The organism is Chryseobacterium sp. MFBS3-17 (assembly GCF_020687745.1).
In the GTDB taxonomy this organism is placed as follows: Bacteria; Bacteroidota; Bacteroidia; order Flavobacteriales; family Weeksellaceae; genus Marnyiella.
The window spans coordinates 161,563-188,118 of sequence record NZ_JAJEWK010000009.1 but is presented as its reverse complement, the minus strand read 5'-3'; the positions used below and the strand labels follow the sequence as shown (position 1 = coordinate 188,118).

The 26,556-nt window shown below is 44.8% G+C and carries 25 protein-coding genes; 18 read left to right on the top strand and 7 right to left on the bottom strand.

Annotated features, from left to right (window positions below; translation table 11 throughout):
• Positions 1–8 precede the first annotated feature (8 nt).
• From LKO26_RS07460 to LKO26_RS07450, 3 genes are all read left to right on the top strand, one after another.
• Complete coding sequence (locus tag LKO26_RS07460) at positions 9–773, top strand: 3'-5' exonuclease (protein WP_227587281.1); 765 nt, start codon at positions 9–11, stop codon at positions 771–773.
• Between the two features lie 28 nt (positions 774–801).
• Positions 802–1,410: a fumarylacetoacetate hydrolase family protein gene (locus tag LKO26_RS07455; protein ID WP_227587226.1), complete on the top strand. Its 609-nt coding sequence runs from the start codon at positions 802–804 to the stop codon at positions 1,408–1,410.
• A 91-nt stretch (positions 1,411–1,501) separates the two neighbouring features.
• Positions 1,502–1,939 (top strand): universal stress protein, encoded by a 438-nt coding sequence (locus LKO26_RS07450; RefSeq protein WP_227587225.1) that lies wholly within the window; start codon positions 1,502–1,504, stop codon positions 1,937–1,939.
• A 72-nt stretch (positions 1,940–2,011) separates the two neighbouring features.
• On the opposite strand, the gene LKO26_RS07445 is transcribed toward LKO26_RS07450, so the two are convergent.
• Complete coding sequence (locus LKO26_RS07445; protein WP_227587224.1) at positions 2,012–2,242, bottom strand: hypothetical protein; 231 nt, start codon at positions 2,240–2,242, stop codon at positions 2,012–2,014.
• Positions 2,243–2,283: 41 nt separating this feature from the next.
• Between LKO26_RS07445 and LKO26_RS07440 the strand changes: the two genes are divergently transcribed.
• The 15 genes from LKO26_RS07440 (at position 2,284) to LKO26_RS07370 (ending at position 18,822) form a co-directional block, all read left to right on the top strand.
• Positions 2,284–3,183, top strand: a complete 900-nt coding sequence (locus LKO26_RS07440) for a DUF6427 family protein (RefSeq protein WP_227587223.1) — start codon at positions 2,284–2,286, stop codon at positions 3,181–3,183.
• A gap of 10 nt (positions 3,184–3,193) precedes the next feature.
• On the top strand, positions 3,194–3,778 hold the full coding sequence (locus LKO26_RS07435) for a DUF3109 family protein (protein WP_227587222.1): 585 nt from the start codon (positions 3,194–3,196) through the stop codon (positions 3,776–3,778).
• Between the two features lie 63 nt (positions 3,779–3,841).
• Entirely contained in the window at positions 3,842–4,489 is a 648-nt protein-coding gene (locus LKO26_RS07430) for an MgtC/SapB family protein (RefSeq protein ID WP_227587221.1), read from the top strand.
• 293 nt (positions 4,490–4,782) lie between these two features.
• Positions 4,783–6,453 (top strand): asparagine synthase B, encoded by a 1,671-nt coding sequence (gene asnB, locus LKO26_RS07425; RefSeq protein ID WP_227587220.1) that lies wholly within the window; start codon positions 4,783–4,785, stop codon positions 6,451–6,453.
• 88 nt (positions 6,454–6,541) lie between these two features.
• Positions 6,542–7,945, top strand: a complete 1,404-nt coding sequence (locus LKO26_RS07420; RefSeq protein ID WP_227587219.1) for an MFS transporter — start codon at positions 6,542–6,544, stop codon at positions 7,943–7,945.
• 336 nt (positions 7,946–8,281) lie between these two features.
• Positions 8,282–9,097, top strand: a complete 816-nt coding sequence (locus LKO26_RS07415) for a hypothetical protein (protein WP_227587218.1) — start codon at positions 8,282–8,284, stop codon at positions 9,095–9,097.
• A gap of 184 nt (positions 9,098–9,281) precedes the next feature.
• A complete protein-coding gene (locus LKO26_RS07410; RefSeq protein ID WP_227587217.1) occupies positions 9,282–10,154 on the top strand; it encodes a pirin family protein in 873 nt (290 codons plus the stop codon).
• A gap of 71 nt (positions 10,155–10,225) precedes the next feature.
• Positions 10,226–11,275 carry an LLM class flavin-dependent oxidoreductase gene (locus tag LKO26_RS07405; protein ID WP_227587216.1) on the top strand — a complete coding sequence of 350 codons (1,050 nt, stop codon included), beginning with the start codon at positions 10,226–10,228 and terminating at the stop codon, positions 11,273–11,275.
• 35 nt (positions 11,276–11,310) lie between these two features.
• Positions 11,311–12,216 carry a pirin family protein gene (locus LKO26_RS07400; RefSeq protein WP_227587215.1) on the top strand — a complete coding sequence of 302 codons (906 nt, stop codon included), beginning with the start codon at positions 11,311–11,313 and terminating at the stop codon, positions 12,214–12,216.
• Positions 12,217–12,554: 338 nt separating this feature from the next.
• Positions 12,555–14,060: a catalase gene (locus tag LKO26_RS07395; protein ID WP_227587214.1), complete on the top strand. Its 1,506-nt coding sequence runs from the start codon at positions 12,555–12,557 to the stop codon at positions 14,058–14,060.
• A 126-nt stretch (positions 14,061–14,186) separates the two neighbouring features.
• Positions 14,187–14,468 carry a GNAT family N-acetyltransferase gene (locus LKO26_RS07390; protein ID WP_227587213.1) on the top strand — a complete coding sequence of 94 codons (282 nt, stop codon included), beginning with the start codon at positions 14,187–14,189 and terminating at the stop codon, positions 14,466–14,468.
• A gap of 295 nt (positions 14,469–14,763) precedes the next feature.
• Positions 14,764–16,200: a sodium:solute symporter gene (locus LKO26_RS07385; protein WP_227587212.1), complete on the top strand. Its 1,437-nt coding sequence runs from the start codon at positions 14,764–14,766 to the stop codon at positions 16,198–16,200.
• Between the two features lie 282 nt (positions 16,201–16,482).
• Positions 16,483–17,334, top strand: a complete 852-nt coding sequence (locus tag LKO26_RS07380) for a transketolase (RefSeq protein WP_227587211.1) — start codon at positions 16,483–16,485, stop codon at positions 17,332–17,334.
• Positions 17,335–17,458: 124 nt separating this feature from the next.
• Positions 17,459–18,406: a transketolase family protein gene (locus tag LKO26_RS07375; RefSeq protein WP_227587210.1), complete on the top strand. Its 948-nt coding sequence runs from the start codon at positions 17,459–17,461 to the stop codon at positions 18,404–18,406.
• 86 nt (positions 18,407–18,492) lie between these two features.
• The gene (locus tag LKO26_RS07370) at positions 18,493–18,822 is read left to right on the top strand and encodes a hypothetical protein (RefSeq protein ID WP_227587209.1); all 330 of its coding nucleotides are present in this window, start codon (positions 18,493–18,495) and stop codon (positions 18,820–18,822) included.
• Here the strand turns inward: LKO26_RS07370 and LKO26_RS07365 are convergent, their stop codons facing one another.
• The 6 genes from LKO26_RS07365 to LKO26_RS07340 form a co-directional block, all read right to left on the bottom strand.
• Complete coding sequence (locus tag LKO26_RS07365; RefSeq protein ID WP_227587208.1) at positions 18,823–19,194, bottom strand: DMT family protein; 372 nt, start codon at positions 19,192–19,194, stop codon at positions 18,823–18,825.
• Positions 19,195–19,299: 105 nt separating this feature from the next.
• Complete coding sequence (gene ric, locus LKO26_RS07360) at positions 19,300–20,013, bottom strand: iron-sulfur cluster repair di-iron protein (protein ID WP_227587207.1); 714 nt, start codon at positions 20,011–20,013, stop codon at positions 19,300–19,302.
• 254 nt (positions 20,014–20,267) lie between these two features.
• Positions 20,268–20,699, bottom strand: coding sequence for an RrF2 family transcriptional regulator (locus tag LKO26_RS07355; protein WP_227587206.1), 432 nt, complete (start codon positions 20,697–20,699; stop codon positions 20,268–20,270).
• 5 nt (positions 20,700–20,704) lie between these two features.
• Positions 20,705–21,082: a hypothetical protein gene (locus tag LKO26_RS07350; RefSeq protein WP_227587205.1), complete on the bottom strand. Its 378-nt coding sequence runs from the start codon at positions 21,080–21,082 to the stop codon at positions 20,705–20,707.
• 74 nt (positions 21,083–21,156) lie between these two features.
• Positions 21,157–21,627, bottom strand: a complete 471-nt coding sequence (locus tag LKO26_RS07345) for an Lrp/AsnC family transcriptional regulator (protein WP_227587204.1) — start codon at positions 21,625–21,627, stop codon at positions 21,157–21,159.
• 126 nt (positions 21,628–21,753) lie between these two features.
• Entirely contained in the window at positions 21,754–26,550 is a 4,797-nt protein-coding gene (locus tag LKO26_RS07340) for a translocation/assembly module TamB domain-containing protein (protein ID WP_227587203.1), read from the bottom strand.
• Positions 26,551–26,556: the final 6 nt, after the last annotated feature.

Genomic DNA, 26,556 nt, shown 5'->3' with positions numbered 1-26,556 from the left:
TCAATATGATGAACCTAAAACTCCATAAACCCTTCTGCGTCTTTGATCTGGAAACCACCGGAACCAATGTCAGCAAAGACCGGATTGTAGAAATCTGTGTTTTAAAAGTAAATCCAGACGCTTCGCGAGAAAGCAAAACATGGCTGGTAAATCCCGGGATGTTTATTCCGAAAGAAGCCAGTGAGATTCACGGCATTACTGATGAAGACGTAAAAAATGCACCTAAATTCAGTGAAATTGCACCGAAAATAATGGAGATGATTGCCGGAAGCGACCTTGGAGGTTTCAATTCCAATCGTTTTGATGTGCCGCTGCTTGCTGAGGAACTGCTGCGTGCCGGCATTGACTTTGACCTCAGCAAGTTCAAACTCGTAGATGCCCAGACCATTTTCCATAAAATGGAGCCCCGTAACCTGAGTGCCGCCTACCGTTTTTATTGCGGAAAGGAACTGGAAAACGCCCATTCTGCAGAGGCTGATGTGCTGGCAACCTTTGAAGTGCTGGATGCACAGGTGGCTCATTATGAAGATTTACCCAATGATGTTGCGGGATTAAGTGAACTTTCCTTTCATCATAAGTTTGCAGACCTGGCCGGCATGATTCATTTTGATCCGGATGGCCAGGAAATCTTTGCGTTCGGGAAATATAAAGGTCAGCGGGTGAAGGATGTTTTTCAGAAAGACATCGGCTATTATGGATGGATTCAGAACGCGGATTTCCCGCTGTACACCAAGAAAGTACTGACCGGAATTCAGCTCAGAAGCAAATTTTAATAGCATTTTAAACCTCAAATAAAATCTGATGAAACTGATTTGCATTGGCAGAAATTATGCAGACCACGCCCGGGAATTGGGCAATGAAGTCCCGGAAAACCCCGTGATCTTCATGAAACCGGACACCGCTGTTCTGAAAAAAGGCAGTGATTTTTATCTGCCCGAGTTTTCAGATGACGTCCATTATGAGCTGGAAGTAGTTCTGAAAATCAGCAAAGGCGGAAAATACATCACCGAAGAACATGCAGCAAAACACATTGAGGAAATCGGACTGGGAATTGATTTCACCGCACGTGACCTGCAGTCTGAACTGAAAAAGAAAGGACTTCCCTGGGAACTGGCAAAAGGTTTTGACGGAAGTGCTGTGCTGAGCGAATTTTTCAAAAAAGAAGATTACGACCTCAGCCGTCTGAATTTCAGCCTGATCAAAAACAAAGAAACCGTTCAGCGGGGCAACACCTCACTCATGCTGTTTTCACCGGAAAAAATCATTGCATTTGTATCAAAATTTTTCACTTTGCGCACCGGCGATCTTATCTTTACCGGCACTCCGCAAGGCGTAGGAAAAGTGGCGGAAAATGACGTACTGGAAGCATTTCTGGAAGACCGGAAAGTACTGGATCTGCGGATTCAGTAAAACTTTAATACACATCAGCGTTATAAATCAGGACGGGAATCCTGCTGTTTCCGAAAATTTTCTTAACTTTAAAAAACAAAATTTAAAGGTCATGGTAAACATTGTATTACCTGTAGATTTCGGAAATTCTACAGACAAACTGGTAGACGAAGCGGTACAATTTGCTAAGCTAACGAACGGAAAAATCAACCTGATTCATGTGGCACCGTCAGACATCGGATTTGCCATCGGGGATATGGGTTTTCAGTATTTCCCCGAGGTTGAAGAAAACGAAATCAAAGAAGAACTGAAGCAACTAAACGCTATCCAGGAGCGCATTACTGCGCAAGGGGTAGAATGTGAGCACCTGCTGAGACAAGGTATTTCCAAGGACATTATTCTGGAATATGCTGCAGAAAAAAACGCCTCCTATATTGTGATGGGCTCCCATGGGCGCAGCGGCATTTACGACGTTTTTGTGGGAAGCCTAACTAAGGACCTCACCAAAAACTCTCCGGTTCCTGTACTGGTGATTCCGTGTCATGAGTAACCGGGAACTCACCAAACATAAAGAACCGTCTTTCTTATCAGAAAAACGGTTCTTTCTATAGCATCAAATTATTTAATCTTTTTTATAGATTTTGGGGTCGTAGTACGGGCGAATGTCTTTGGATGGCGGTTCGTAATCGTAATCCTTACTGTTTCCCAGTTTTACCACCAAAACATAACACCAGTAAATGAATAATATACTGGCTACTGTAAACAAAATCCAATTGATTACGTTTCCAAACAGATCGTAAAATCCGAAAGACCATCTGAAAACATCACCTAAGAACAGGAAGAAAGACGTCATTATTTTCTTTTTTAGATTAACTTTGCACAAAATTAAGAAAAATGTTCAGATTACTTTCAAAAGAAAGCAATATTTTTTCCACACTGGTATATCCGGGATTATTACTTTTGGTTGTCGCAGCATTTAACATCTTTAATTTCAGTAACTTATACTCAATTTCCACCCTCATTACTTTTGCAGGTATTACGCTTGGTTTTTTCTGTTTCAATACCATCGGGCTTACCTATCACACCCATTTGCCCCTTTTTCTCTATACGTTCTTCGTGATTTCCTTTTATCCGGGTTCGCTGGATATTGGATTAGCTGTGGCGCTGCTCACCAATTCCTTTCTTATTCTGCTGCTCACCAGTACGAATGATGAATTCCGGAAAAAATCATACCTTCTGGTAGGCTCTATACTGGCAATAACCTATATATTTTTGCCTGTCACCTGGCCGATGACCTTATTTGTCATCCTGCAGATTTTTGCGACCTCCAACCGGATCGGATTGCATCTGTTCCGTTTATTTTTTGGAATAATGCTCATTGCAATCAGCTATTTTTCACTGATGTATTTCCTGAATTACCAGTCATGGGATGATGCCTATTTCCCTTTTTACGGATTCAGTTTTCATCTGGATTTCACCGCGCTTGTCTTTCTTTCGCCGGTAGTTTTGATGCTATTGTATGCATTATGGGACCACTTCCGGCACTATAATAAAAAAAGTCCGGTCAGTAAATTTAAATATACTTTTCTGTTGCTTTTTTTGATTGCCCAACTCATTACCGTAATTTTGTACATGGGGAGCTCCTATGAATACCTTTTGCTTCTGGCCCTGCCAGTCAGCATTATGCTGAGCAGAGTATTGCGGTTTGCAGACCGGTACTGGAAACAGGAACTCGGATTATGGATCATAATAGGCTCGCTGGCAGCCTTTAAAATAGCCACCACCTTAAATTGACGATTAGATTATGATACAGATAGATGACAAACTGATTTCTGAAGAAATTTTCTCAGAAGAATTTGTATGCAACCTCAGCAAGTGCAAAGGAGCCTGCTGTGTGGAAGGAGATGTGGGTGCGCCCCTGGACAAGGAAGAGACGACAATTCTTGAAAATATTTTTGATAAAGTAAAACCCTACCTACGCCCCGAAGGCGTGAAAGCGCTGGAAGAACAGGGAACCTGGACCACAGACCCCCTGGATGGCGATTACGTGACCCCCATGGTAGACGGAGCCGAATGCGCCTATGTAATTTTTGACGAAAAGGGAATTACCAAATGTGGCATCGAGAAAGCTTATGAAGATGGCGCAGTAGACTGGCAAAAACCTATTTCCTGCCATCTGTACCCCATCCGGGTAAAGGAATATTCCAGCTTTACCGCACTGAATTACCATGAGTGGCCCATCTGCAAAGATGCCTGCGCTCTGGGCAAAGAATTGCAGGTTCCGGTGTATAAATTTCTGAAAACACCCCTGATCCGGAAATACGGTGAAGAATTTTACATCACCCTTTCTGAAGCCTATACGGAGTGGCAGAGAGAATTTGGCGGATAAACGGTAGAATCCGGACTGCTTGGCAGTACATTTGCACACTTTCTCTGCTAAAGGCATTCAAAAATGATTGCAGAATTTATAGAAATACATGACGTTTACAAAGCTGCACTCTCACTGGTAGCAGGTTTTATACTGGGATACGAACGGGAAATGAAAGATAAGGCTGCCGGCCTGAAAACCATTACCATTATTTGTCTCGGCTCTACCCTGTTCACCATTTTATCTTATAAATACAGCGGCAGTGGAGATCCCACCCGCATTGCTTCTTATATTGTTTCCGGCGTGGGATTTCTGGGTGCCGGCGTCATCTTCAAAGAAGGTTTCACTGTTTATGGACTTACCACCGCGGGCATTATCTGGATTTCAGCCGCCATCGGGATGTCTATAGGATTTGGCGAAGCACTGCTGGCATTTGTTTTTCTGATATTTGCGCTGCTCATCATTTATTCATCTAAATTGCTCAACCGCTTTATCCTGCCGAATCACAGCAGCCGGATGCTGCGTTTCGAAATTGCTGCCGATTGTGCGGAAGAACGGTTTCAGGTGATGCAGGATCTGAGCCGCCTCTCAAAATCCATTAAAGAAGTAAATATGGAGCGCAATAACGACGCATTAATTATAAATGCGGAACTGTACCTCAACGATAAAAAGATTACACAACTGGAAAATTACCTGCTCAAAAGTCCGTACATCAGGAGTTTTTCACTGTAAACAATTCGTTTTCCCCACAAAATCAAGAAGGGATGCTGCTGTTTTCTCTGCCCTTAGCTTACTCTTTCCGATACAACCTTTCCCTAAGGATGCTTTTAACCAAAACCATACTTTCCGCCATTGTTTTGTTAATATTATTAATATTATTTGATAAATATTAGTAAATTTTTATCTAATTTTAAATTTCAATTTTGTTTTATAAACCATTAACCTAAGTTTGCTGTACAAAAAAATAACCAAAGAGAGATTTATGGTTGCTTCCCTGAAAACATCAACTTAAAAAAATTAAAATTATGTGCGGAATTGTATGTTTGTTTGATGCCAAATCAAAAACAGAAGACCTGAGACCTCAGGTATTGGAAATGTCCGGGAAAATACGCCACCGCGGTCCGGACTGGAGCGGTATTTTCCAAAATGAAAATGCCATTTTCTCTCACGAAAGGCTTGCCATCGTAGATCCTGCTTCCGGGAAACAACCCCTGTTCTCCAGTGACGGTAAAGTAGTTCTGGCTGTAAACGGTGAAATCTATAACCATCAGGAACTCCGGGAGGAATTCCCCGACTATGATTTTCAGACACGCTCTGACTGCGAAGTGATTCTGGCACTGTACCAGCGTTACGGAAAAGCATTTCTGGAAAAACTGAACGGTATTTTTGCTTTTGCTTTATATGATACTGAAAAAGACCTTTACCTGATAGGCCGGGACCACATGGGAATCTGCCCGCTGTATCAAGGTTGGGACCGCCACGGGAACTTTTACGTAGCCTCCGAACTCAAGGCTCTGGAAGGAATCTGCAAAAAGATTGAGGTTTTTCTGCCGGGACACCTTTTGTACAGTCCGGACGGACCTGAACTACAACAATGGTATATCCGGGAATGGGAACAATACAAAAACGTAAAAGACCAGATCACCGACATTGGCCGGATCAGGGAATCGCTGGAAGCGGCGGTACACCGCCAGTTGATGAGTGATGTGCCCTACGGCGTGCTCCTTTCCGGCGGGCTGGACTCTTCCATCATTGCCGCGGTAACGGCAAAATACGCCCGCAACCGCATTGAAAGTGGTGATACCCAGGAGGCGTGGTACCCCCGACTGCACAGTTTTGCGGTCGGCCTGAAAGGATCGCCTGATCTTGTTGCCGCACAAAAAGCTGCAGACCACATTGGGTCTATCCATCATGAAGTACACTTTACAGTGCAGGAAGGCATGGATGCCATACGGGATGTTATTTATCATCTGGAAACCTACGATGTGACTACCATCCGCGCATCCACACCAATGTATCTGCTGGCCAGGGTCATTAAATCAATGGGCATCAAGATGGTGCTCTCCGGCGAAGGGTCTGATGAAATATTTGGCGGATACCTGTATTTCCACAAAGCCCCGAATGCAAAAGAATTTCACGATGAAACCGTAAGAAAACTGGGTAAACTGCACCTGTACGACTGTCTGCGTGCCAATAAGGCACTGATGAGCTGGGGAATTGAAGGCAGAGTACCCTTTCTGGACAAAGAATTCATGGATGTTGCCATGACCATCAACCCGAAAGATAAAATGACGGCTCAGTCTAGCGGAAAAATGGAAAAATGGGTATTGCGGAAAGCTTTTGAGCATCTGTTACCGGAATCCATAGCCTGGAGGCAAAAGGAACAGTTTTCGGATGGCGTAGGCTACTCATGGATTGATGCGCTGAAGGAGCGCGCTGAGCAGGAAATAACCGATGAAATGATGGCCAGTGCAAGGTTCCGATTTCCGCTGAACACTCCTCAGAATAAAGAAGAATACCGCTACCGGAGCATCTTCGAACAGCATTTCCCCAGTGAAACCGCTGCCGCTACGGTACCTTCTGTTCCGTCTGTAGCCTGCTCTACGCCTGTTGCCCTGGAATGGGATGAAGCATTCAAAAAACTGAATGACCCCAGCGGCAGAGCAGTGATTACCGTTCATGAAGACAGCTATTGATGTTTTATGGTGAAGTGGCTGCTTATAGTTTGGCGGCCAAAGTTTTGCAGCCCCGCACAGTTCGGGGCTTTTTTCATAATTTTGCGTCATGCCTGAATTTTCCAGAGCCACTACTCCGGTAAAGAAGTACTTACCTTTCATCCTTGCAACTGCTATTTTTATGCAGATGCTGGACTCTACCATTCTGAACACTTCGCTGCCGTCTATCGCAAAAGATTTGCAGGAGTCACCACTCAATATGCAGAATGCCATCATCAGTTATGTACTGACTCTGGCGCTTTTCATGCCGGTAAGCGGGTTTCTGGCAGATAAATTCGGGACGCGGAATATTTTCATATTTTCCTTAATTATTTTCAGTGTCGGTTCTCTTTTCTGTGCGATGTCCCAAAACCTCACACAGCTTGTAATTTCCAGGGTAGTACAAGGTGTAGGCGGTAGTCTTATGATACCGGTAGGCAAACTGGCACTCATGAAAACCTTTCAGAAAAACGAATTACTGCAAGCCATGAATTATGCGATTGTCCCGGCACTCATCGGTCCTGTACTGGGCCCCCTTGTGGGTGGCTATATGGTAGATTATTTTTCCTGGCACTGGATTTTCCTCATTAATATTCCGATTGGTTTGCTGGGTATATTCTTGGGGTTAAAATATATGCCGAATTACAAGGCAGAAGCAGAAGAATTTGATCTGAAAGGATTTCTCATTTTTGCCTCTGCATCACTTTTGCTTTCCATATCTCTTGAGTTATTAGGAACTTCATCCCATACTACTTACATCTTGCTGATCTTCACTTTGGGTTTTCTGATGATCTTTTACTATTACCGCCACGCCAGAAAAACCCGAAATCCTATTTTTCCGCTGAATTTATTTCAGGTGCGTACATTCCGTGTAGGCGTTCTGGGAAATCTTGCCACCCGGCTGGGCATCAGTTCTGTCCCCCTGCTTTTACCCCTGATGATTCAGATTGCCTATGGGGAAACAGCGGTGGTTTCGGGTTGGATTGTAGCGCCGATGGCACTGACCGCTATGTTCGGAAAGTCTTCTGTAATCAGAATACTGAATCGTTTTGGTTACCGGCGAACCCTCATGACCAATACCTTCATTATTGGAATTTTAATATTCTGCCTGGGAATTCCCACTTTACAGACGTCCATTTACTGGTACATTCCGATTATTGCCGTAATGGGATTCTTTAATTCCATTCAGTTTACGTCTATGAATACCATTTCCATTGCAGATTTGCGCAACAGCCATACCAGCAGCGGCAATTCACTCATCTCCGTGAACCAGCAGCTCGCCATTGGATTCGGAATTGCAGTGGGTCTTATTGTGCTGAAGTTTTTTGAAAATACCACTTTGCTCCCGCATGAAAACAGTCATCAGGCATTCCGGTACACATTTTATGCAATGGGAGTGCTCACCATTCTCTCAGGATTCGTATTTCGCAGATTACATATCCGGGATGGCGACAATATGAAATCTGAACTCTGAACGGGAATAGATAAGGAGACTTTTCCATCACGAATCCATTTAGTCTACTACAGAAAATTAACAAAATACTCCCTGCGAAGAGGAATGGTGCATTGGCAACTGACCCAAAAACGGTATTTGAAAATTCATCTGAAAAGCATCAGAACCCATTGAAAATCATCAAGATCAACTAAACCAAAAACCAGAAATTATTACTGCAGATCCACATTCCGAATGCTGAACCCTACATCTGAAACACTAACCGGTCAAAAATTTAAATTTCAAATTTAACATTTGCACACTTAAAATATCCAATAAATAACTATATTTGAACATTGATAAAAAATTCATATAAAAATGAGAAGAAAATTACTTTTACTTTGCACTCTATATCTTGCCTCGAACTTTGCAATCGCTCAGAACAAGTTTGAATCTGTACTGAATTCCAGAAAGTTGGGTGTTTCTTATAAAAGTGTAAAATCAAAAGCTAAAGAGGATTATTACCAACAGTATTTTTGGCTTACCAAAACAGAGGAACTTACCAAATTCCCGCATCTGGATGGCATAAAACCGAGAGTACTGTATTCGTTTGTGAAAGAAATCTATCCGCAAATTCCAACCAAGTCCCTCACCGAAGAAAATAAAAAATACAGAGCAGATGCCGAGTTGTCCCTGGATCAGTATTTCAAAAATAAGGACTGGACCAACCCTGTACTGGCGCTGAATCTGGACACCTATGTAGATCCTCAAAATGAAAAATACCACGCTCACGTAAAGCCGGAAAGCATCAAAACACTGATTCCGAAAAGACTGTATGCTTTCACATCAGACAATACACAGACCAGCGAGCGAAAACTGCAATACCTTTGGGTTCATGACAATGAATACAAAATTGTAAACATCATTCCGGATGAAAAGAAAAACCCGGTTTTCTATGAAGAACTGAAAACGATTCTGCCAGGTTACACATTCCCAGACTTCTATCCTGAAAGTGCATCTATGGGTGACAAAAAAGTACCAAGCGATGTGAATTACCATTACATTACGGCTTTCCAGGTAGGCAATAATAATATTGTGTACAAAACAGAAAACTTTGAAGATTTTATCTTTGTACGTTATAAAAAAGACGGCGGGCCGTGGACGGATGTAGAACACCGCGAAAAGAAATACTAAACTCAAAACCTGCCGGCCGGCAGGTTTTTTTATGCCCGAAATCTCAAACACAACTGTTCTGTTAATATTCCGGAGCAATCAGTTTTCATGAACTGGAGTTAACATACATCAATGTTTTTCAGGACCAACAGTCCTACCTTTGTCACATCAAATCAGATGATTACTCATCTAAAAACAATGTAATATGTCAACAAAAAAAATAGAAATCGTAGTATCCCCGAAAGAGCCACATTTTGTAGGCGACGGGTTCCGGGTGCACAACTTCATTCCGAGGGCATTCCGGCTGGACATGAAACGAATGGATCCGTTTCTTGTCCTCGATTATAATTCCAAGTTTCACTTTGGAGCCACAGATACCCCACGGGGCGTTGGTGCACATCCGCACCGCGGTTTTGAAACCGTGACCATAGCCTATAAAGGCCGTGTGGAACATAATGACAGTGCCGGGGGCGGAGGCGTCATCGGTGAAGGAGATGTACAATGGATGACTGCTGCAGGAGGAATTCTGCACAAAGAATTCCACGAAACCGAATGGGCCCGCAAGGGTGGTATATTTCAGATGGTTCAACTCTGGGTAAACCTGCCCGCAAAAGACAAGATGAGCCCGCCGAAATATCAGGCGATAAAAAATGCTGAAATGTCTCGCGTGGATCTTGGCCAAAACGGAATGGTGGAAGTCATTGCTGGTTCGTATAAAGGACACCAGGGCCCAGCATCCACTTTCACACCGGTACATATGATGAATGCCAAACTGAAGAACGGCGGCAAAGCCGAATTCAGCTTTCCTGCACACTATAACACCGTTGCACTGGTCATAGAAGGAAGCATTACCGTAAATGACACCGCGAAAGTGCCCACCGACCACCTGGCTTTGTTTGAAAACGAAGGTAAAAACTTCAGCATTGAAGCGTCAGAAGATTCCATCATACTGATACTGAGCGGTGAACCACTGAACGAACCCATCTATCCGCACGGGCCGTTTGTCATGAACAGCCGGGAGGAAATCATGCAGGCTTTTCAGGATTTCAATACCGGAAAATTTGGTTATCTGGAATAACCGGCACAGCAGCAATCCTGCAGGATTGCTGCGTTTATTTAACATCACCAACCCATCACAACCTTAAGATTATGAAAAAAATAGAATTTGGCTTAATGACATTTGCCGATATGGCTCCCGAAACAGATCCCCGCAAAGGCGTTCATGCCCACCAGCGGATTCAGGAGTTACTGGAAGAAATAAAACTTGCCGATGAACTCGGAATTGATGTATTCGGCGTGGGCGAGCATCACCGCCCGGACTATGCTGTATCTGCCCCTACTACGGTTTTGGGCGCTGCAGCAGCCATTACCAAAAATATTAAACTCTCTACTGCGGTAACCGTGCTCAGTTCTGAAGATCCGGTACGGGTATATCAGCAGTTTGCCACGGTAGATGCTATTTCCGGAGGCCGGGCAGAAATCATGGCCGGCCGGGGTTCCTTTATAGAATCCTTCCCGCTCTTTGGCTACAATCTGGATGATTATAACGAATTATTTGACGAAAAACTGGATCTGCTGTTAAAAATCAACAACTCAGAAAAAGTGACCTGGAGCGGAAACCTGCGGGCACCGATTCATAATCTGGGCGTGTACCCACGGGCATTGAACGGAAAAATACCGGTATGGCTGGCCGCCGGCGGAACACCTGCCTCTGCAGTGCGGGCGGCGAAACTTCATCTGCCGCTGATGCTGGCCATCATCGGCGGGATGCCACGACAATTTGTTCCTTTCGTTGACCTTTATAAAAAAACCGCTTTGGACAGCGGTGTACAACCCGAAGATTTGCAAGTAGGCGTCAATAACCACATGTATGTAGCCGAAACACCTGAGCAGGCCGCAGAAGAATTTTTCCCGCATTATGCTCAGATGATGGATCGCGTAGGCAAAAGCCGCGGCTGGCAACCCATGACCCGGCAGCAGTTTGATTTCATGGCAAGTCCCGAAGGTTCACTGCTGGTAGGCAGCCCGGAGCAGGTGGCAGATAAACTCGTGTACCAGCACCAGTTGTTCGGATACACCCGATTCCTGGCGCAGGCCAGTTTGGGAACTACACCACACACGCTGAACCTGAAATCCATCGGGCTATTTGCTACCCGGGTGATTCCGGCTGTAAAAAAACGCTTGGGTATCCCGACTTAAAAAGCTAAATTTAACCAAACAAAAAATCAGAAGCCATGTCAAACATCGGACTCATCATAGAAGAAAAAGCGGCAGATATCGGTAATTTTTTAGTCGGGAGGCTACTTCCGTTCCGTGAGAAAAGAGCGGTAGGACCTTTTGTATTCATAGACCATATGGGTCCGGCGGCCCTCCGGGATTATCAGAATCTGGATGTGGCTCCACATCCGCATATCGGGCTCTCTACCCTCACCTATCTCTTCGAGGGAGCCATACAGCACAAAGACAGTCTGGGCAATGACATCGAAATTCAGCCGGCTGCTGTGAACTGGATGACGGCCGGCAAAGGTGTGGTCCATTCTGAAAGGACACCGGAGTATTTGAGGAGCACTGATAAAAACCTTCATGGTTTTCAGATCTGGGTGGCTTTGCCTAAAGACCTGGAACAGAGTGAACCTACCTTTCATCACACCGAAGCCACAGACATTCCCGTATGGACAGACGGTGATGTGGATTATAAACTCATAGCCGGACAACTGAGCGGCAGAAAATCACCGGTACCGGTGTATTCGCCACTGTTTTTTCTGGAAATCAAGAGTAAAACTGCGCAGAAAATCAATATCGGAAAAGATCTTTTCGGGGAAGTGGCCATGTATGTACTGGATGGAACGGTTTCCATAGAAGGACATACTTTTGGCGGAAAACAACTGCTGGTTGCCAAAGAGGCTACGCTCTGCGAATTTGAAATCGGAGCCAATACTTCTGTATATCTTTTCGGAGGGGAGCCGTTTGATGAGGAGCGGTTTATTTTCTGGAATTTCGTAAATTCTGACAAAGAAATCATTGAACAAGCCAAAATGAACTGGCATCAGCAAAACCACGACGCTTTTCCGCTTGTTCCCGGAGATGATGAAGAATATGTACCGCTGCCCGAAGCCGTACGAAAATCCAGGCTTTCCTAAAAGACACCCGATCAGAATACTTGAACTGTACCTGACTTCCGGTATAATTTCCGGGAGACGCACCCGTGAACAAGTCTGAAGAGCAGCAGGAAAATCAGAAATCCGGGCCGGAGAATCATTGTTCTGAATTTAATGGACCCCCTGCATCGGGCGGATCATATAATTCTGGCAGCATGGAAAAATCTGATTACGAACAAAATGAAACTTGATTGCCTGATCTCTGGATTGACAGTGCTTTCCTTTATCTTTTCCAAATAACAATATGACCGTTTTAGATAATATAAATAACTTCGTGACGAAATATTGCTTAACTTTATTTCATTAAAATTTGACTATTTATGGAAGACAAGCAAAAACTAACAAGACATACCGGAGCACCGGTTCCGGACAATCAAAATGTGCAAACCGCAGGACCCAGAGGCCCGCTGCTGATGCAGGATTTCTGGTTTTTGGAAAAGATGGCCAATTTTGACCGCGAGGTAATTCCGGAGCGCCGGATGCACGCCAAAGGGTCGGGAGCTTTCGGTACATTTACCGTAACCCATGACATTACTCAATACACCAAGGCCAATATTTTCAGTGAAATCGGAAAGCAAACAGAGATGTTTGCCCGTTTTTCTACCGTAGCCGGTGAGCGTGGCGCAGCAGATGCGGAAAGAGACATCCGCGGATTTGCATTGAAATTTTACACAGACGAAGGCATCTGGGATCTGGTAGGAAACAATACACCGGTATTCTTTTTCCGCGATCCCATGAAATTTCCGGATCTGAATCACGCCGTGAAAAGAGACCCGAAAACGAATATGAGAAGTGCCAATAACAACTGGGATTTCTGGACGCTGCTGCCGGAATCTCTGCACCAGGTAACGATTGTGATGAGTGACCGTGGAATCCCGAACGGGTACAGACACATGCACGGTTTCGGAAGTCACACCTACTCTTTCATCAACAAAGATAATGTAAGACACTGGGTGAAATTCCACTTCAGAACCCAGCAGGGAATTGAAAACCTTTCTGACGAAGAAGCAGCCAGAATCATCGGTATGGACAGAGAATCTGCACAACGGGATCTGTTTGATAATATAGAACAGGGAAATTTCCCAAAATGGAAACTCTTTATACAAATCATGACCGAAGAGCAGGCCAAAACCTATCGTTTCCATCCGTTTGATTTAACAAAAGTATGGTCTAAGAAAGACTTCCCGCTGATACCTGTAGGGGAATTTGAGTTGAATAAAAATCCTGAAAATTATTTTGCTGATGTAGAGCAGGCTGCATTTAACCCAACGAATATCGTTCCGGGAATTGGCTTTTCGCCCGACAAAATGCTTCAGGGACGTCTGTTCTCTTACGGAGATGCACAACGTTACAGACTGGGAGTAAACCATTTCCAGATTCCTGTAAACAAGCCGAGATGTCCGTACCATGCCTTCCACAGAGACGGAGCCATGCGGGTAGACGGTAATTATGGTGCTGCCAAACATTATGAACCCAACAGTTTTGGCGAATGGCAGGAACAACCTGAAACCAAAGAACCACCTCTGGAACTGAGCGGCACTGCCTACGCCCACAATTTCCGCGATGATGATGAAGATTACTTCACCCAGCCGGGAGATTTGTTCCGGATCATCAAAGCAGACGGTAAAGCTGATGTACTGTTTAAAAATACAGCAGCACAAGTTGGCGGAGCCGATAAATTCATCCAGATCCGCCACATCAGAAACTGCTACAAAGCGGATCCGGAATATGGCGCCGGTGTTGCAGCAGCACTGGGACTGAGCATGGAAGAAGTCAATGCATTTGACATGACCCCATATGACCGGTGGGCACCCAGAAGATCTTAATATTGAATACGGAGTGGAAGGCGGCTGCCTTCCACTTTTTATTTAGACAGCCGGCGGCTTTCCCTAATTTATTTTCAAGGCAAATGTCCGCTTTCATCCTATTCATTATTTTTACACATTCAGATTATGACAGAAATAAAACACAGCAACAACGACAAAAACGGTATTTTCGAGATTTATTATGACGGTAAACGAGCCGGCGAGATGACCTATACCTGGGCAGGAGAAGATAAATTCATTATAGACCATACGGAAGTAGACGAAGCATTCGGCGGAAAAGGTCTTGCCAAGCAGTTGGTCATTGCGGGAGTGGAATTTGCCCGCAAAAAAGGCGTCAAGGTGATTCCCCTCTGTCCGTATGCCAAAGCGACGATTCAGAGAAACGCAGATCTTCAGGATGTTCTGTAGGCCGGTAATTATTTACAGATGTTTTTCAGACAGCCCACGGTTGAAACCGTGGGCTATCTGAAAACTACAGGCTGTTGCGCCCCGACTTGAACGGAGCTCTTTTTTACATGCGGCAGCAGCGTGTATGCACGGATCTGCAAAATCCTCCGGAATGGTGTCTGCCCACGGCTAAAGCCGTGGGTCGGAACGGAAAACCCGAAAAACGCCTGAAAAAAAAGCGGGAGTGGTAGGCGGAAAAAGGCGCCCCAATAAAAAACAAAAAAACTATATTTGTGGCAATTAAAATCTGAATTCTATGAACCCGATTGTGCTGTTGTGTATTATTATCGCCTATTTTGGACTTTTATTATGGGTAGCGTACCAAACCGGAAAAGGCAGTAACAACGACAGTTTCTTCATTGGAAACCGGAAATCCAACTGGATGCTGGTGGCTTTCGGGATGATTGGAACCTCACTTTCGGGGGTTACTTTTGTATCTGTACCCGGAGCGGTGGGGCATGATGCGTTTCATTACCTTCAGATTACCATAGGCTACCTCATCGGGTATGTGGTCATTGCCTATGTGTTGCTTCCGCTCTATTACCGGCTGAAGCTCACCTCTATCTACGGATACCTGCAGCACCGCATGGGCCGGCTGTCCTATAAATCCGGTGCGTGGATTTTTATTGTGTCCCGGCTGGTAGGAGCCACCGCAAGATTATACCTGGTAGTCAATATTTTACAAATTTCTATACTGGACAGTCTGGGCGTTCCGTTCATTGTGACCACGCTGGTTATTCTGGCCATGATCATCCTCTATACCTATGAAGGCGGGGTGAAAACCATCGTATGGACAGACACGCTGCAAACCACGTGTATGCTGCTGGGTCTTATTATCTGCTCCGCATATATGCTGAATCATCTGGATCTGGGCTTTATGGAAAGTCTGCAGGAGATGAACCGCCTGGGATATACAGAGGTGTTTAATACTGATGTAAACAGCAAGGCATTCTTCTTTAAGCAGATTCTGGCAGGAGCCTTTATCACGATTACCATGACGGGAATAGATCAGGAAATGATGCAGAAATCCCTGTCCGTAACCAAACTGAAAGACTCTCAGAAAAACATGGTGACCCTGGGCTTTATTCTGGTAGGGGTGATTTCTCTTTTCCTTTTCATGGGCGGATTGCTGCACCTGTATGGGAATACAGAGCACGTAACCAGCGCCGGCGACCAGCTTTTCCCGGATATTGCCTTGAATCACATGCCGCCGTTTATTTCCATTATATTCATCATCGCCCTTATTTCTGCGCTGTTTCCCAGTGCCGATGGTGCGATGACAGCGCTTACTTCTTCGCTTTGTATTGATATTTTCGGACTGAAGGATAAAAACATTTCGCAGAAAGAGCAGGAAAAATTCAGAAAAAGAGTGCATCTGGTAGTCGCTTTTGCCTTTTTGGTCATGGTGATTATCTTTAAAATCATCAATGACAATTCCATGATCGGACTGATTCTGAAACTGGCAGGATTCACCTACGGACCACTGCTGGGACTGTTTGCATTCGGTATTTTCACAAAATTCCGGGTAAAAGACCATCTGGTTCCTTACGTGTGTATTGCTGCACCGGTGATTTCCTATTTCATAGACAAATATCAGTCGGCGATTTTCGGGGAATTCCAGATTGGTCTGGAGTTGCTGATCATCAACGGCATGCTCACTTTCCTCGGACTGTGGCTGATCCGCAAAAAATAATCGCCACAATCATTTAGATTTACGGCATTTCCCATCCGGTTTACCGTGAATGGAAGTCCGGAGCATGCAAAGTTCCTGAGTTTTCCCTGATGTCTTTTGCTCTCAGGACAAGCCGATCTGCCGCCTGCAGTACATAAAGCCAGTTCCCCAGTCACGTGGGGTATTGGCATGGCCGGTGATTCCCGAAACAACAAAAGCCGGAAACGGTTTTGAACTTGACCCGCTGAAGTTTCCCTAACCCGTCAAAAATTTGTAATTTTGCGCGCAAATAAATCCAATAAAATGAGTAAAAGTATTGAAGAGCTGAAATCTCTTACAACACAAATCAGAAGAGACATTCTCCGGATGGTTCACGCGGTAAACTCCGGCCATCCGGGCGGCAGTCTGGGCTGTACAGAGTACTTCGCTGCGCTGTACGGCAGGGTCATGAACTACAGTCTGCCCTTCACCATGGAGGGAAAAAATGAAGATCTTTTCTTCCTTTCAAACGGACATATTTCACCGGTTTTCTACTCTACCCTGGCCAGATCCGGATTTTTCCCGGTGTCTGAACTGGCTACCTTCAGAAAGCTGGATTCCAGATTACAGGGTCACCCTACCACCCACGAAGGACTGCCGGGCGTACGCATTGCCTCCGGTTCCCTGGGACAAGGATTGTCTGTAGCCATCGGTGCTGCACTGGCCAAAAAAATGGACGGCGACCAGAGCCTGGTGTACACCCTGCACGGAGACGGCGAACTTCAGGAAGGCCAGATCTGGGAAGCACTCATGTTTGCCGCGCACAATAAAGTGGATAATCTGATTGCGACCATAGACTATAACAACCGCCAGATAGACGGTGATGTGGATGATGTGCTGAGTCTGGGCAACCTGCACGCCAAGCTGGAGGCTTTCGGATGGCATGTAATGAATGAGAAGAATGGCAATGATCTGGAAGCGGTGATTTCTATTCTGGAAAGAGCCAAAGCAGAATCCGGAAACGGAAAACCAATCGTGATTATTCTGCATACAGAAATGGGTCAGGGTGTGGACTATATGATGGGCACTCACGCATGGCACGGAAAAGCGCCAAATGATGAGCAGCTTACATTGGGCATTAAGCAACTTTATCTGGAAGCTCCGGAAGATTACTAATTTTTTTTGGGCAGCTGTTTCCGCCCTCCGTTCCCGCTTTTTCTTTTTTCAGAAAAAAAAGAAAAGAGCTCCACTCAGGTCGGGCTGCTGAAGACTTATAAACATTCACCTTTCAAATTACATTATGAAATATCAAATTATAGATAAAAAAGATACCCGGTCGGGTTTCGGAGCCGGACTGGCAGAGCTGGCAGATAAAAACCCCAATGTGGTTGCCCTTTGCGCAGACCTCATCGGTTCCCTGAAGATGGAAAAATTCATCGAAAAAGCACCGGAACGCTTCATCCAGGTTGGAATTGCCGAAGCCAATATGATGGGCATTGCGGCAGGCCTCACCATTAACGGAAAAATTCCGTTTACCGGAACATTTGCTAACTTTTCCACATCCCGGGTGTACGATCAGATTCGCCAGAGCATTGCGTACTCGGGAAAAAATGTAAAAATATGTGCTTCCCATGCCGGCCTTACCCTGGGTGAAGACGGAGCCACACACCAGGTACTGGAAGATATCGGAATGATGAAAATGCTGCCGGGAATGACGGTCATCAATCCGTGTGATTACAACCAGACCAAAGCAGCAACCCTAGCGATTGCGGATTTTGAAGGACCTGTATATCTGCGTTTCGGAAGACCGGTAGTTCCCAATTTTATACCGGAGGATATGCCGTTTGAAATTGGCAAAGGAATTCTGCTGCAGGAAGGAACAGATGTGACCATTGTAGCCACCGGACACCTGGTATGGGAATCACTGGTGGCTGCAGAAGAACTTGCCAAAGAGGGCATTTCATGTGAAGTGATCAACATACACACCATCAAACCGCTGGATGAGGAAATCATTCTGAAATCCGTAGAAAAAACCGGTAAGATTGTGACGGCAGAAGAGCACAACTATCTGGGCGGACTGGGAGAATCGGTAGCTGGACTTCTGGCCAGAAAAAGACCTACCAGACAGGAATTTGTAGCGGTAAATGACACCTTCGGGGAATCTGCTACTCCTGCAGAACTGATGAAGAAGTACAAGATTGATGCTGCCGCTGTACAGGAAGCTGTGAAGCGCATTCTTGAAAAATAAAACTCAGCTTCATACCAAAAAGAACACGCTTTCGGGCGTGTTTTTTTGTATATTTGAATCAGGAACGGATGATCAATTACATTCTTATGAAACCCATTCTCTTTCTTATACTTCTGATGGCAGTATCCTGCAGTACCGGCAAAACAGTGACCGGTAAAGAGCGCACTGCCATAGTTGCGGATCATAAATCTTATGGTGAATATGACCAGATGTTCCACATCAACCGTGCCATACAGCAGCAGGAAGAGGCCACCATTTATCTGCTGAACGGTAAAAAGATTTCGCCGGAAAAATTCCGGAAACAGCTGAGCCGCAAAAACACTTACTCCATGGAAGAAATCACCGCTCCCGGGCTCATCCGAACACGGGGCTATGACGCTGATGTGGTGAAGCGCATCATCAGCATCAGCCGGTGATTATTTTTTAAACACAAAAAATACCGCCATAATGAGGCAGACAGCGGCATACAGGTGGTTCATGCCCAATTTTACATTTTTGAAAAACAGTACTGCAAAGATTACAAATACGACCAGAGTGATTACTTCCTGAAGGACCTTGAGCTGAAACAGACTGAATGGCCCGCCGTTTCCGTCAAAACCGATGCGGTTTGCCGGGACCTGAAACAGATATTCGAACAAAGCGAGACCCCAGCTGAGCATGATGATGGTGAAGATGCCCGATTTCTTGAGCCAGCCCATTTCTTCAAATTTTAAATGTCCGTACCATGCCAGGGTCATAAACGCGTTAGAGATGATCAGGAATACGATGGTGAAAACAGCTTTGCTCATTTCCGTTCATTTTGTAAAAACTGAGCAAAAATACAGAAAATAAAAAACCGTTTCAGAAAAATATCTGAAACGGAATCCAAATTAAACAAACCAGTCACAACATTCCTATAAAGTTTTCTCCAGCGCTACTGCTTTGGGGAAGAGGATGTTATTCTCTATATGAATATGCTTGTGAAGATCTTTCTCAAAATCCTCCAGCATCTGATAGGTTACGCGATAAGTGTTACAGGCATCATCCGGATACTGATAATCATTGGTAAGTGCGGCAATTTTCCGGAACCGCTCGCCTTCCTGCTCGTGATCATGCATCATCATATTGACCGGGTTTTCTACCGTACCGAAGTTCGGGTGGTCCAGCGGCGTACCACTGCGTTGTACTGTGACCATTTTGCGGATGAACGGAAACAGAATTAATTCCTCCTTTTTCATATGCGCGGCCAGTTCCTGTGCGCTTTCCATGAAAAGTTCTGAAATTTCAAATAATTCCGGATGTCTGCCTCCGTGAACTTTGCACAGTTTATCCAGAAACTGAAGCAGCACTGCAGATTTTTCTTCCACATAACGGTGATGGGTTTTCTCCACATAATCTGCCAGCAAATCCAGCGGCCAGGAATTGAAGTCAATCTCCGCAGAATTACCTGCCTCCAGGTTATTAATTTCAGCGTAGATTTCTCCGGCATTCAGCCCCTTTCCTTCGCAGGCTTCCTCTAGTGTGCGTCCGCCTTTGCAGCAGAAATCTATTTTATGTTTCCGAAAAATAGCAGCCGTTCTGAAGTCTTCGGCCACGAAATCGCCTATGGTTTTTACTTGGGTCAGCATTTCAATCTGTTTTTAAATTACAGTTCAAAAGTACACAAAAATTTAATTCGGACAAAATTATCTTCTTTAAAATTAAATGAGAGAAATCAGTTTTCCAAACATCCGGCTATGATATTCTAATTGAATGTATCAATGAATGGGTGAGTGAATGACTGCCCCACAGCGTAAGCAGAGGTGTAAACCCGTTGTGCATACCACATCCGCCACATGGTGGTGAAAGCAAACTTACTGCAGGACAGGTAATGGATAAAATTTTACTTCAGCCAGGCAAGGCCGTGCTCGGTTTTCTGAGCCAGTTCGTAGAAGGAATATTTCTGCGTCATGAGAATGAGATTTTCCCGAACGATTTTAAAATCATCATGAACAGGGCACGGATTATCCCCGGAACATTCATGCAGTCCCAGTCCGCACTTGGTAAAAACGCCCAGACCATCTATAATGCGTACCACATCATAGATTTTAAAATGTTTCTGCTTTTCCTCATCTATAAAAAACCCGCCCATTTTTCCCCGGGCAGATTCCATAATTCCCTCCCGGCACAACTGCTGCAATATTTTGGCAGTAAAAGCCACCGGTGCTGCCACAGAAGCCGCTACCTCCTTTACATTGACACGGTTTCCTGCATAGCTCTGCTGAGCGATGTATATGGTAGCTTTTATGGCATACTCACAGGCTTTGGAAAACATGGTCATTACTTAAAAAACTGCCATTTCGGGATAAATGCCACCAGGCCGATTCCGGTATATATAAATAATGAAGTGACATCTGTGTACAGGAACGTATCCAGATAGTAAATGTGGAAATAGAAATGCAACGCCACCAGTAACGGGAAAAGGATGACTCCGATTTTCCGGTAAAAATAAATCAGAATAAGTGATGCGAACAACAGTACATCTACCGAAAAAATAAGATAGAAATACCAGCCCGGAATCTCTAGCAAGTCATGCTGCAGGTACTGATCCAGATCTACCCCGGCACCCATAATGGTAAAAACTAGCAGCGCCGCTAAAGAAATCATGAAACCGAGATCTTTTTTGGGGCTTTCATTGGCAAATTGGTTGCGTTCCATAGGTACAAAAATAAAGAAAACTTATGAATAACAATCATAAGTTTTCTTGTGATGGGGAATCAGCGTATGCGCGATTAAATCTTTACTGCGTCAATCAGTCTGTTCTTGTCACTCAGGTACTCTTCCATAGAGATCATACTTTCGGTTCTCATGACATCCTGAATGTCATCTATCATATAGATGATTCTCTTGGCATCCTCTGTGTTTTTTGCTCTTACCTTGCAGAAGATATTATATTTACCGGAGATGACACTGGCTTCTACTACATTAGGAATGGTAGAAAGTTCCTTCAAAACTTCCTGAGTTCTGTTGGACTTGGTTAAAAGAATTCCGATGAAAGCGGTGAAGTGATAGTCTAATTTACCGTAATCAATATTGAGAGATGATCCTAAAATAATCCCTGCATCTTCCATTTTCTTTACTCTTACGTGGATGGTCCCGGCAGATACGTCCATTTGCTTGGCAATTTCTGTAAAAGGCATTCTTGTGTTCTTCACCAGGAAATCCAGAATTTTCTTGTCTATTTCGTCTAACTGATAGTTCATTATGTTGATTATATAATTATTAATAAATTGCTTAATTTTTTGCAAATTTACAAAAATTTATTAAACCGACAATTTCCTGCAAAATATTAACGATAATTTAACCTCATAATCTTATTATGACAAAAGTCATAAACTAAGAGTGTCTTTTACTTGCGAATTAGTGTTTACTGAATCCGGCTTGTCTCCGGATTTATTTTCCTTTTTTTTCCTTTTAAGGATATTATTAAAACTTTTACTCCATACAACTCCTCCGCCATAGGTCTGGTTTGCAGCACCATTGGAGCCGCCGCCAATTCCCATCCCGATGTTCATAGGTTTGGAATAACCCCGCAGCACCAGAGTTCCGTCATTCTTTTTGGAGATATCTATCTCCACGGTTCCTTCGCCGGAAAGCAAATCGGTATCCGTGCCTTCGGCACCTCTGGAGAGCGGAATCCCTACGCCGGTCTTCACTTTCACCCGTGGCGACAAGTCAAAATTAACACCGGCATTAGCGCGGTCACCGGTATTGGAGGCTTCATCACCCCGCACATAATTCAGGTCAATCTGAAATTCGTTGCTGATGGTATTGAGTACGGATCCCAGTTGCTTGAAAAGCAGATTATATCCTGTATCTTCTGCGATATTGCCTACGTCCATTCCGGAAGAGGTGGTATTGAAACGGTTCAGCAGGAGTACGGAGCCGAACTGAATTACTTTTTCATCTTCCTGTGCCATTCGTGAGGCCAGCGTTTCCTTAATCTGACTGGATACGTCCATGGCCGATACCCCCAGTTCAATGCGCGGATTATTTAAAGTCTGGGTAATGCGCGTCTGAAGCAGCACATTAATCGGCTGCAGCTGGCCTACGCCCAGATAATCCCCGGCATTGGAAACCGTCCGCACATAATTTGCCGTAATATCCAGTGCGGGAGTCATGGCATTGCCGTCCCAGCGGATGCTGCTGCCCTGTACAATCTGGAAAGTCCGGTTCAGTACCGCCTTGGAAGTAAAGGTTCCGGTATCTACACTATAGGTTCCGTTGAGTTCTATATTTCCGGATCTGGACATTACAAAGCGCAGATCATTAGACTCGCCCCGCACCGAAATATCTCCGATATCATCTCCTACTAGCACATTCACCGTAGTACCTCTGTCCACGGCCAGATTGAAATCCACATGCATATTAGCGCCGGACTGGGCTTTTTGTTCCACAGAAATAATGCCGTCGTCTTCTTTCAGGAACCTCAGCATTTTAAATTCCTCTACCGAGGAAGTAGAATTGGAATTAAAAGTAAACACCGAATTGCTGAGGGCGCGCATATTGGGCGTCTGAATACTTAATGCCTTTACCGGCCCCGAGACGTACAGATCACCTTGCCCGTACACCCTTCCCCAGAACAGGTCATAGTCACTCTGACTGGTGTTCAGCATCAGCAGGTTGTCTGCACGCATAATGAGTTCCACAGCCATAGAAGACAGCGTTTCAAAATAAATAGCTCCCGAAATGGATCCCTGCGAATTGGAGCGGCCATCGCGCACCCCAATATTGTTCAGAATGGCTCTTCCGCGGGAGAGCGGCACCACCGTATCTTCGAAAGAATAATCCACACCGGTAAAATCCAGCTTCAAGCCAAACTGGTTCAGCGCAATATCACCACTGTAGTCCAAATCTTTCATGGTTCCGGTAACCAGCAAATCACCATTAGCCTTCCCTCTCATATTACTGAAGATTCCGGTGACAAACTGATTGGCAAACCGGAGATCAAAATCTTTCATCTCTGCTTTAATGTCCACCGTAGGCGATGCGGTATTATTATCTACCGTACCGCTCACCAATAAGTTATTACCGCCTAAAATTCCGGAGGAAATGACCTGAGCATTGATATCAAAGACATTCGGCACGGGACTGTTTTTGGCACTCAACACTATAGTGCCCATGCTTTCATCACTCATATATATATCCTCTACACGAAGATCTACCAGCGGCTCCAGATTGCTCTGATTCTTTACAATATTAAATTTACCTTGTGCAATACCCCTCAGATCCAGGGTATTCCCACCGGACTGCATTTCCAGCAACTTGGCAATCTGCAAATTCTTCACTTCGCCTTCTATCCGGAAATCATCTCCGGATTTTACCACTGCATTTTGTACCAGCAACTCACTATCCTCCGAAAAAATCCGCAGATTATTGATTTCTATATCTTTGGTTTGTTTCCGGTAAACTACCGAATGATTGAGCAAGGGACTGGTATCCACGCTCCAGGTCACGTCATTGAACTGCACGGAAGTGGGATCAAACCGCACCACGTAATCGCCAAATTCATTAGTACTCTGGTTGATATTGATGGCGTAGCTTTTCAGCTCTTCGCGGACTTCTTCTTTCGGGGTACCGTGCCGGAAACTGGTAGCAATACGCAGCAATTCGTTATTTTCTTTACGCCCGGTAACGGTAAAATCTCTGAGGACGTGTTCCTGATACTGTGCACGGTCTACTTTGGCAAAAATCTGCTCATCCAGATTGGCGGTATTGATCCGCAATGCCAGGGTGCTCACCATCACACTGTCTCTGGTGAGTGCAGGCTTTTCATCCAGAGCATAATCCGGATTTACGGCCGCAAGAGCCTGATCGGCCAGCGTGATTTCTTCCTGTGTGGTGATATAATATTTTAACTCTTCCGCATCTGCATTCAGAACCAGATTATTGGCATTTCCGTCATAGGAGCCGTTTACGAAAGCACCTCTGGGTATTCTGACATCCGGCACAAAATAATTGACCAGATCTTGTCTTACGTCAAACTCCATATTGAAGTGCTGCCCGCGGTATAATTTCCGGGGTGCAGGTCCTACCAGAATTTTATTAAGTCCGTTTTCTATCATCCCCGGCAAATCCCCCAGATTGTATTTCCCGGTAATTCTGCCGGTTACCGCTCCGGGCGCATCTACAGAAACCACCCTGTTTCCGTTTTCCAGGAATGCCTTCAACTGTGCATTGGGGATATAAAACTTCTGGCCGCCAGAAGCGAAGTTGATGTTATTAAACTGCGCATCCAGATTCAGATCATGCAGGGATGTCATGGCAATTTTCCCGTCCATTTGTCCGCTGACAATCTGATTTCCTTTGCCCCCCGTAAAATAATTGATATTCAGATGCCTGATGTCGGCCTTCACATCCGCAGCAATTCTGGAAGAGCGGAAATCTATAAAACCATTGACATCTGCACGCGCCTGTTCATCATTGACGGTAATGATTCCTCTATATGTACGTCGATCCAGTAATCCGTCCAGATGAACATTATTGATGACTTTGTCCATAATTTCAATACTGGCGATCTGGGACCGGGTTTGCAAACGCATGGTATTGACATCAAAACTCTGTCCGTCTATATTAAATTTTCCGGTAATAAGCCCAACCTCCCTGCTTTTGGTAATTGCGGTGGTGTTCAGGTCGTAGACTTCAGCATAACCTTTGTACCGGGGCATATCTGTACTGTAACCGGTGAGGTAAAAATCATGAATATTGGCCCGTCCGATCCCGGTGAGCAAATTGCCTTTCGGGATGTAAATCTGATCCGGGGTCACACGTGCACCTCCGGTATATCGTAAACGTCCGAAATCATCCGCAAAATTTTTCATTTTGGATGATATGAATTCCGGAAGCATGTCTTTGAGTCCTGCATACGTGAAATCTGTGGAAATATCATTGGTTTCTATCAGGAAATCACCTTTCAGCAGATTGGCAAATTTAATATTGCCCGAGCGGATGCTGACATCTTGGTTCCCGATGACAAAATTCCGCAGATGAAAATTATTCAGCGGCCCCTCCATGGTACCAAAAAGATTCACAGGTTTATGATTATCCCAGTCGGTTACAAAATAACTGATGTCATAACCACTGACATAACTGCCCTGTTTCAGGTTCATATCCCAGCGCACCTTGTCTGTAAAGTCTGACCATGAGCCATTGTTGAGATTGAATTTCAGATTTCCCTGCAGCAGGGTATGATCTGTGAAGAGTGTTAAATCCTGCAACTCAAGTGCTTTCCCGGTCAATGCCACGTTGGTGGAGAACGTATCTACAAAATGTCTTTTTCCCCAGCGGGTGGTAGCAAAACTCAGATTATTGACCTGAGCATATACATCACCCCCTTTCACTTTAATGCGGGGCGCATGCAGGTTAAACTGATCCGCATACAGCCATTTCCCCTGGTCGCCTTCACTGTTCTGATTAATGATGGACACTTTGGAATTGATGATATCTACTCTGGAATTCAATTCAAAGGGAGGTTTATTGGGATCCGGCGTTTTACCGGTATCAAAATTCCCCACATACCGGATGAAATTGGAGATACTGTCGCCTTTGTAGGTAATCACTTTGATATCCGCTTCTTTCAAGGTAAGTCCGTCAAAGCTTAAAGAATTGCTTTTGCCGGAAATGGCATTCCGGGCCAGCTCCAGCCAGTTGGAATTGGCCCGGAACTCCCGCACTTTGATGAACTCCAGACCGCGATAATCCTTGATGGTGAGGCCTTTGATGAGTACATCTCCGAAATAATCCACCCGTACATCTTCCGTGGACATCTCTGCTTTAAAATCCTGATTCAGTATCTGAAGTGCCTGATTGGCAGCCCATCGCTTGGTTACCGGCAAATTCACCGCTACGAGTGCCGCGGTGACAATGAATAAACCCAGCCAGAATATAATAAGCAACAGTTTCGCCCACCACTTATAACTGGTCACATCTTTTGCCGCCTGCTGTGCCAGTTCACCTGCGGTTTCTACCGGCCGGTTGATGGCGTCTGAGGCCAGATCTGCAGCACCCTTCACGGCCTCTTTTACAGAATCCTGCACGTTTTCCACGCCCTTCTGCACAGAGTCGGTGATATTCTCTGCTACAGATTTTTTATTTTCATTATCGTTATTATTCTCTAAATTTGCCATTGTATG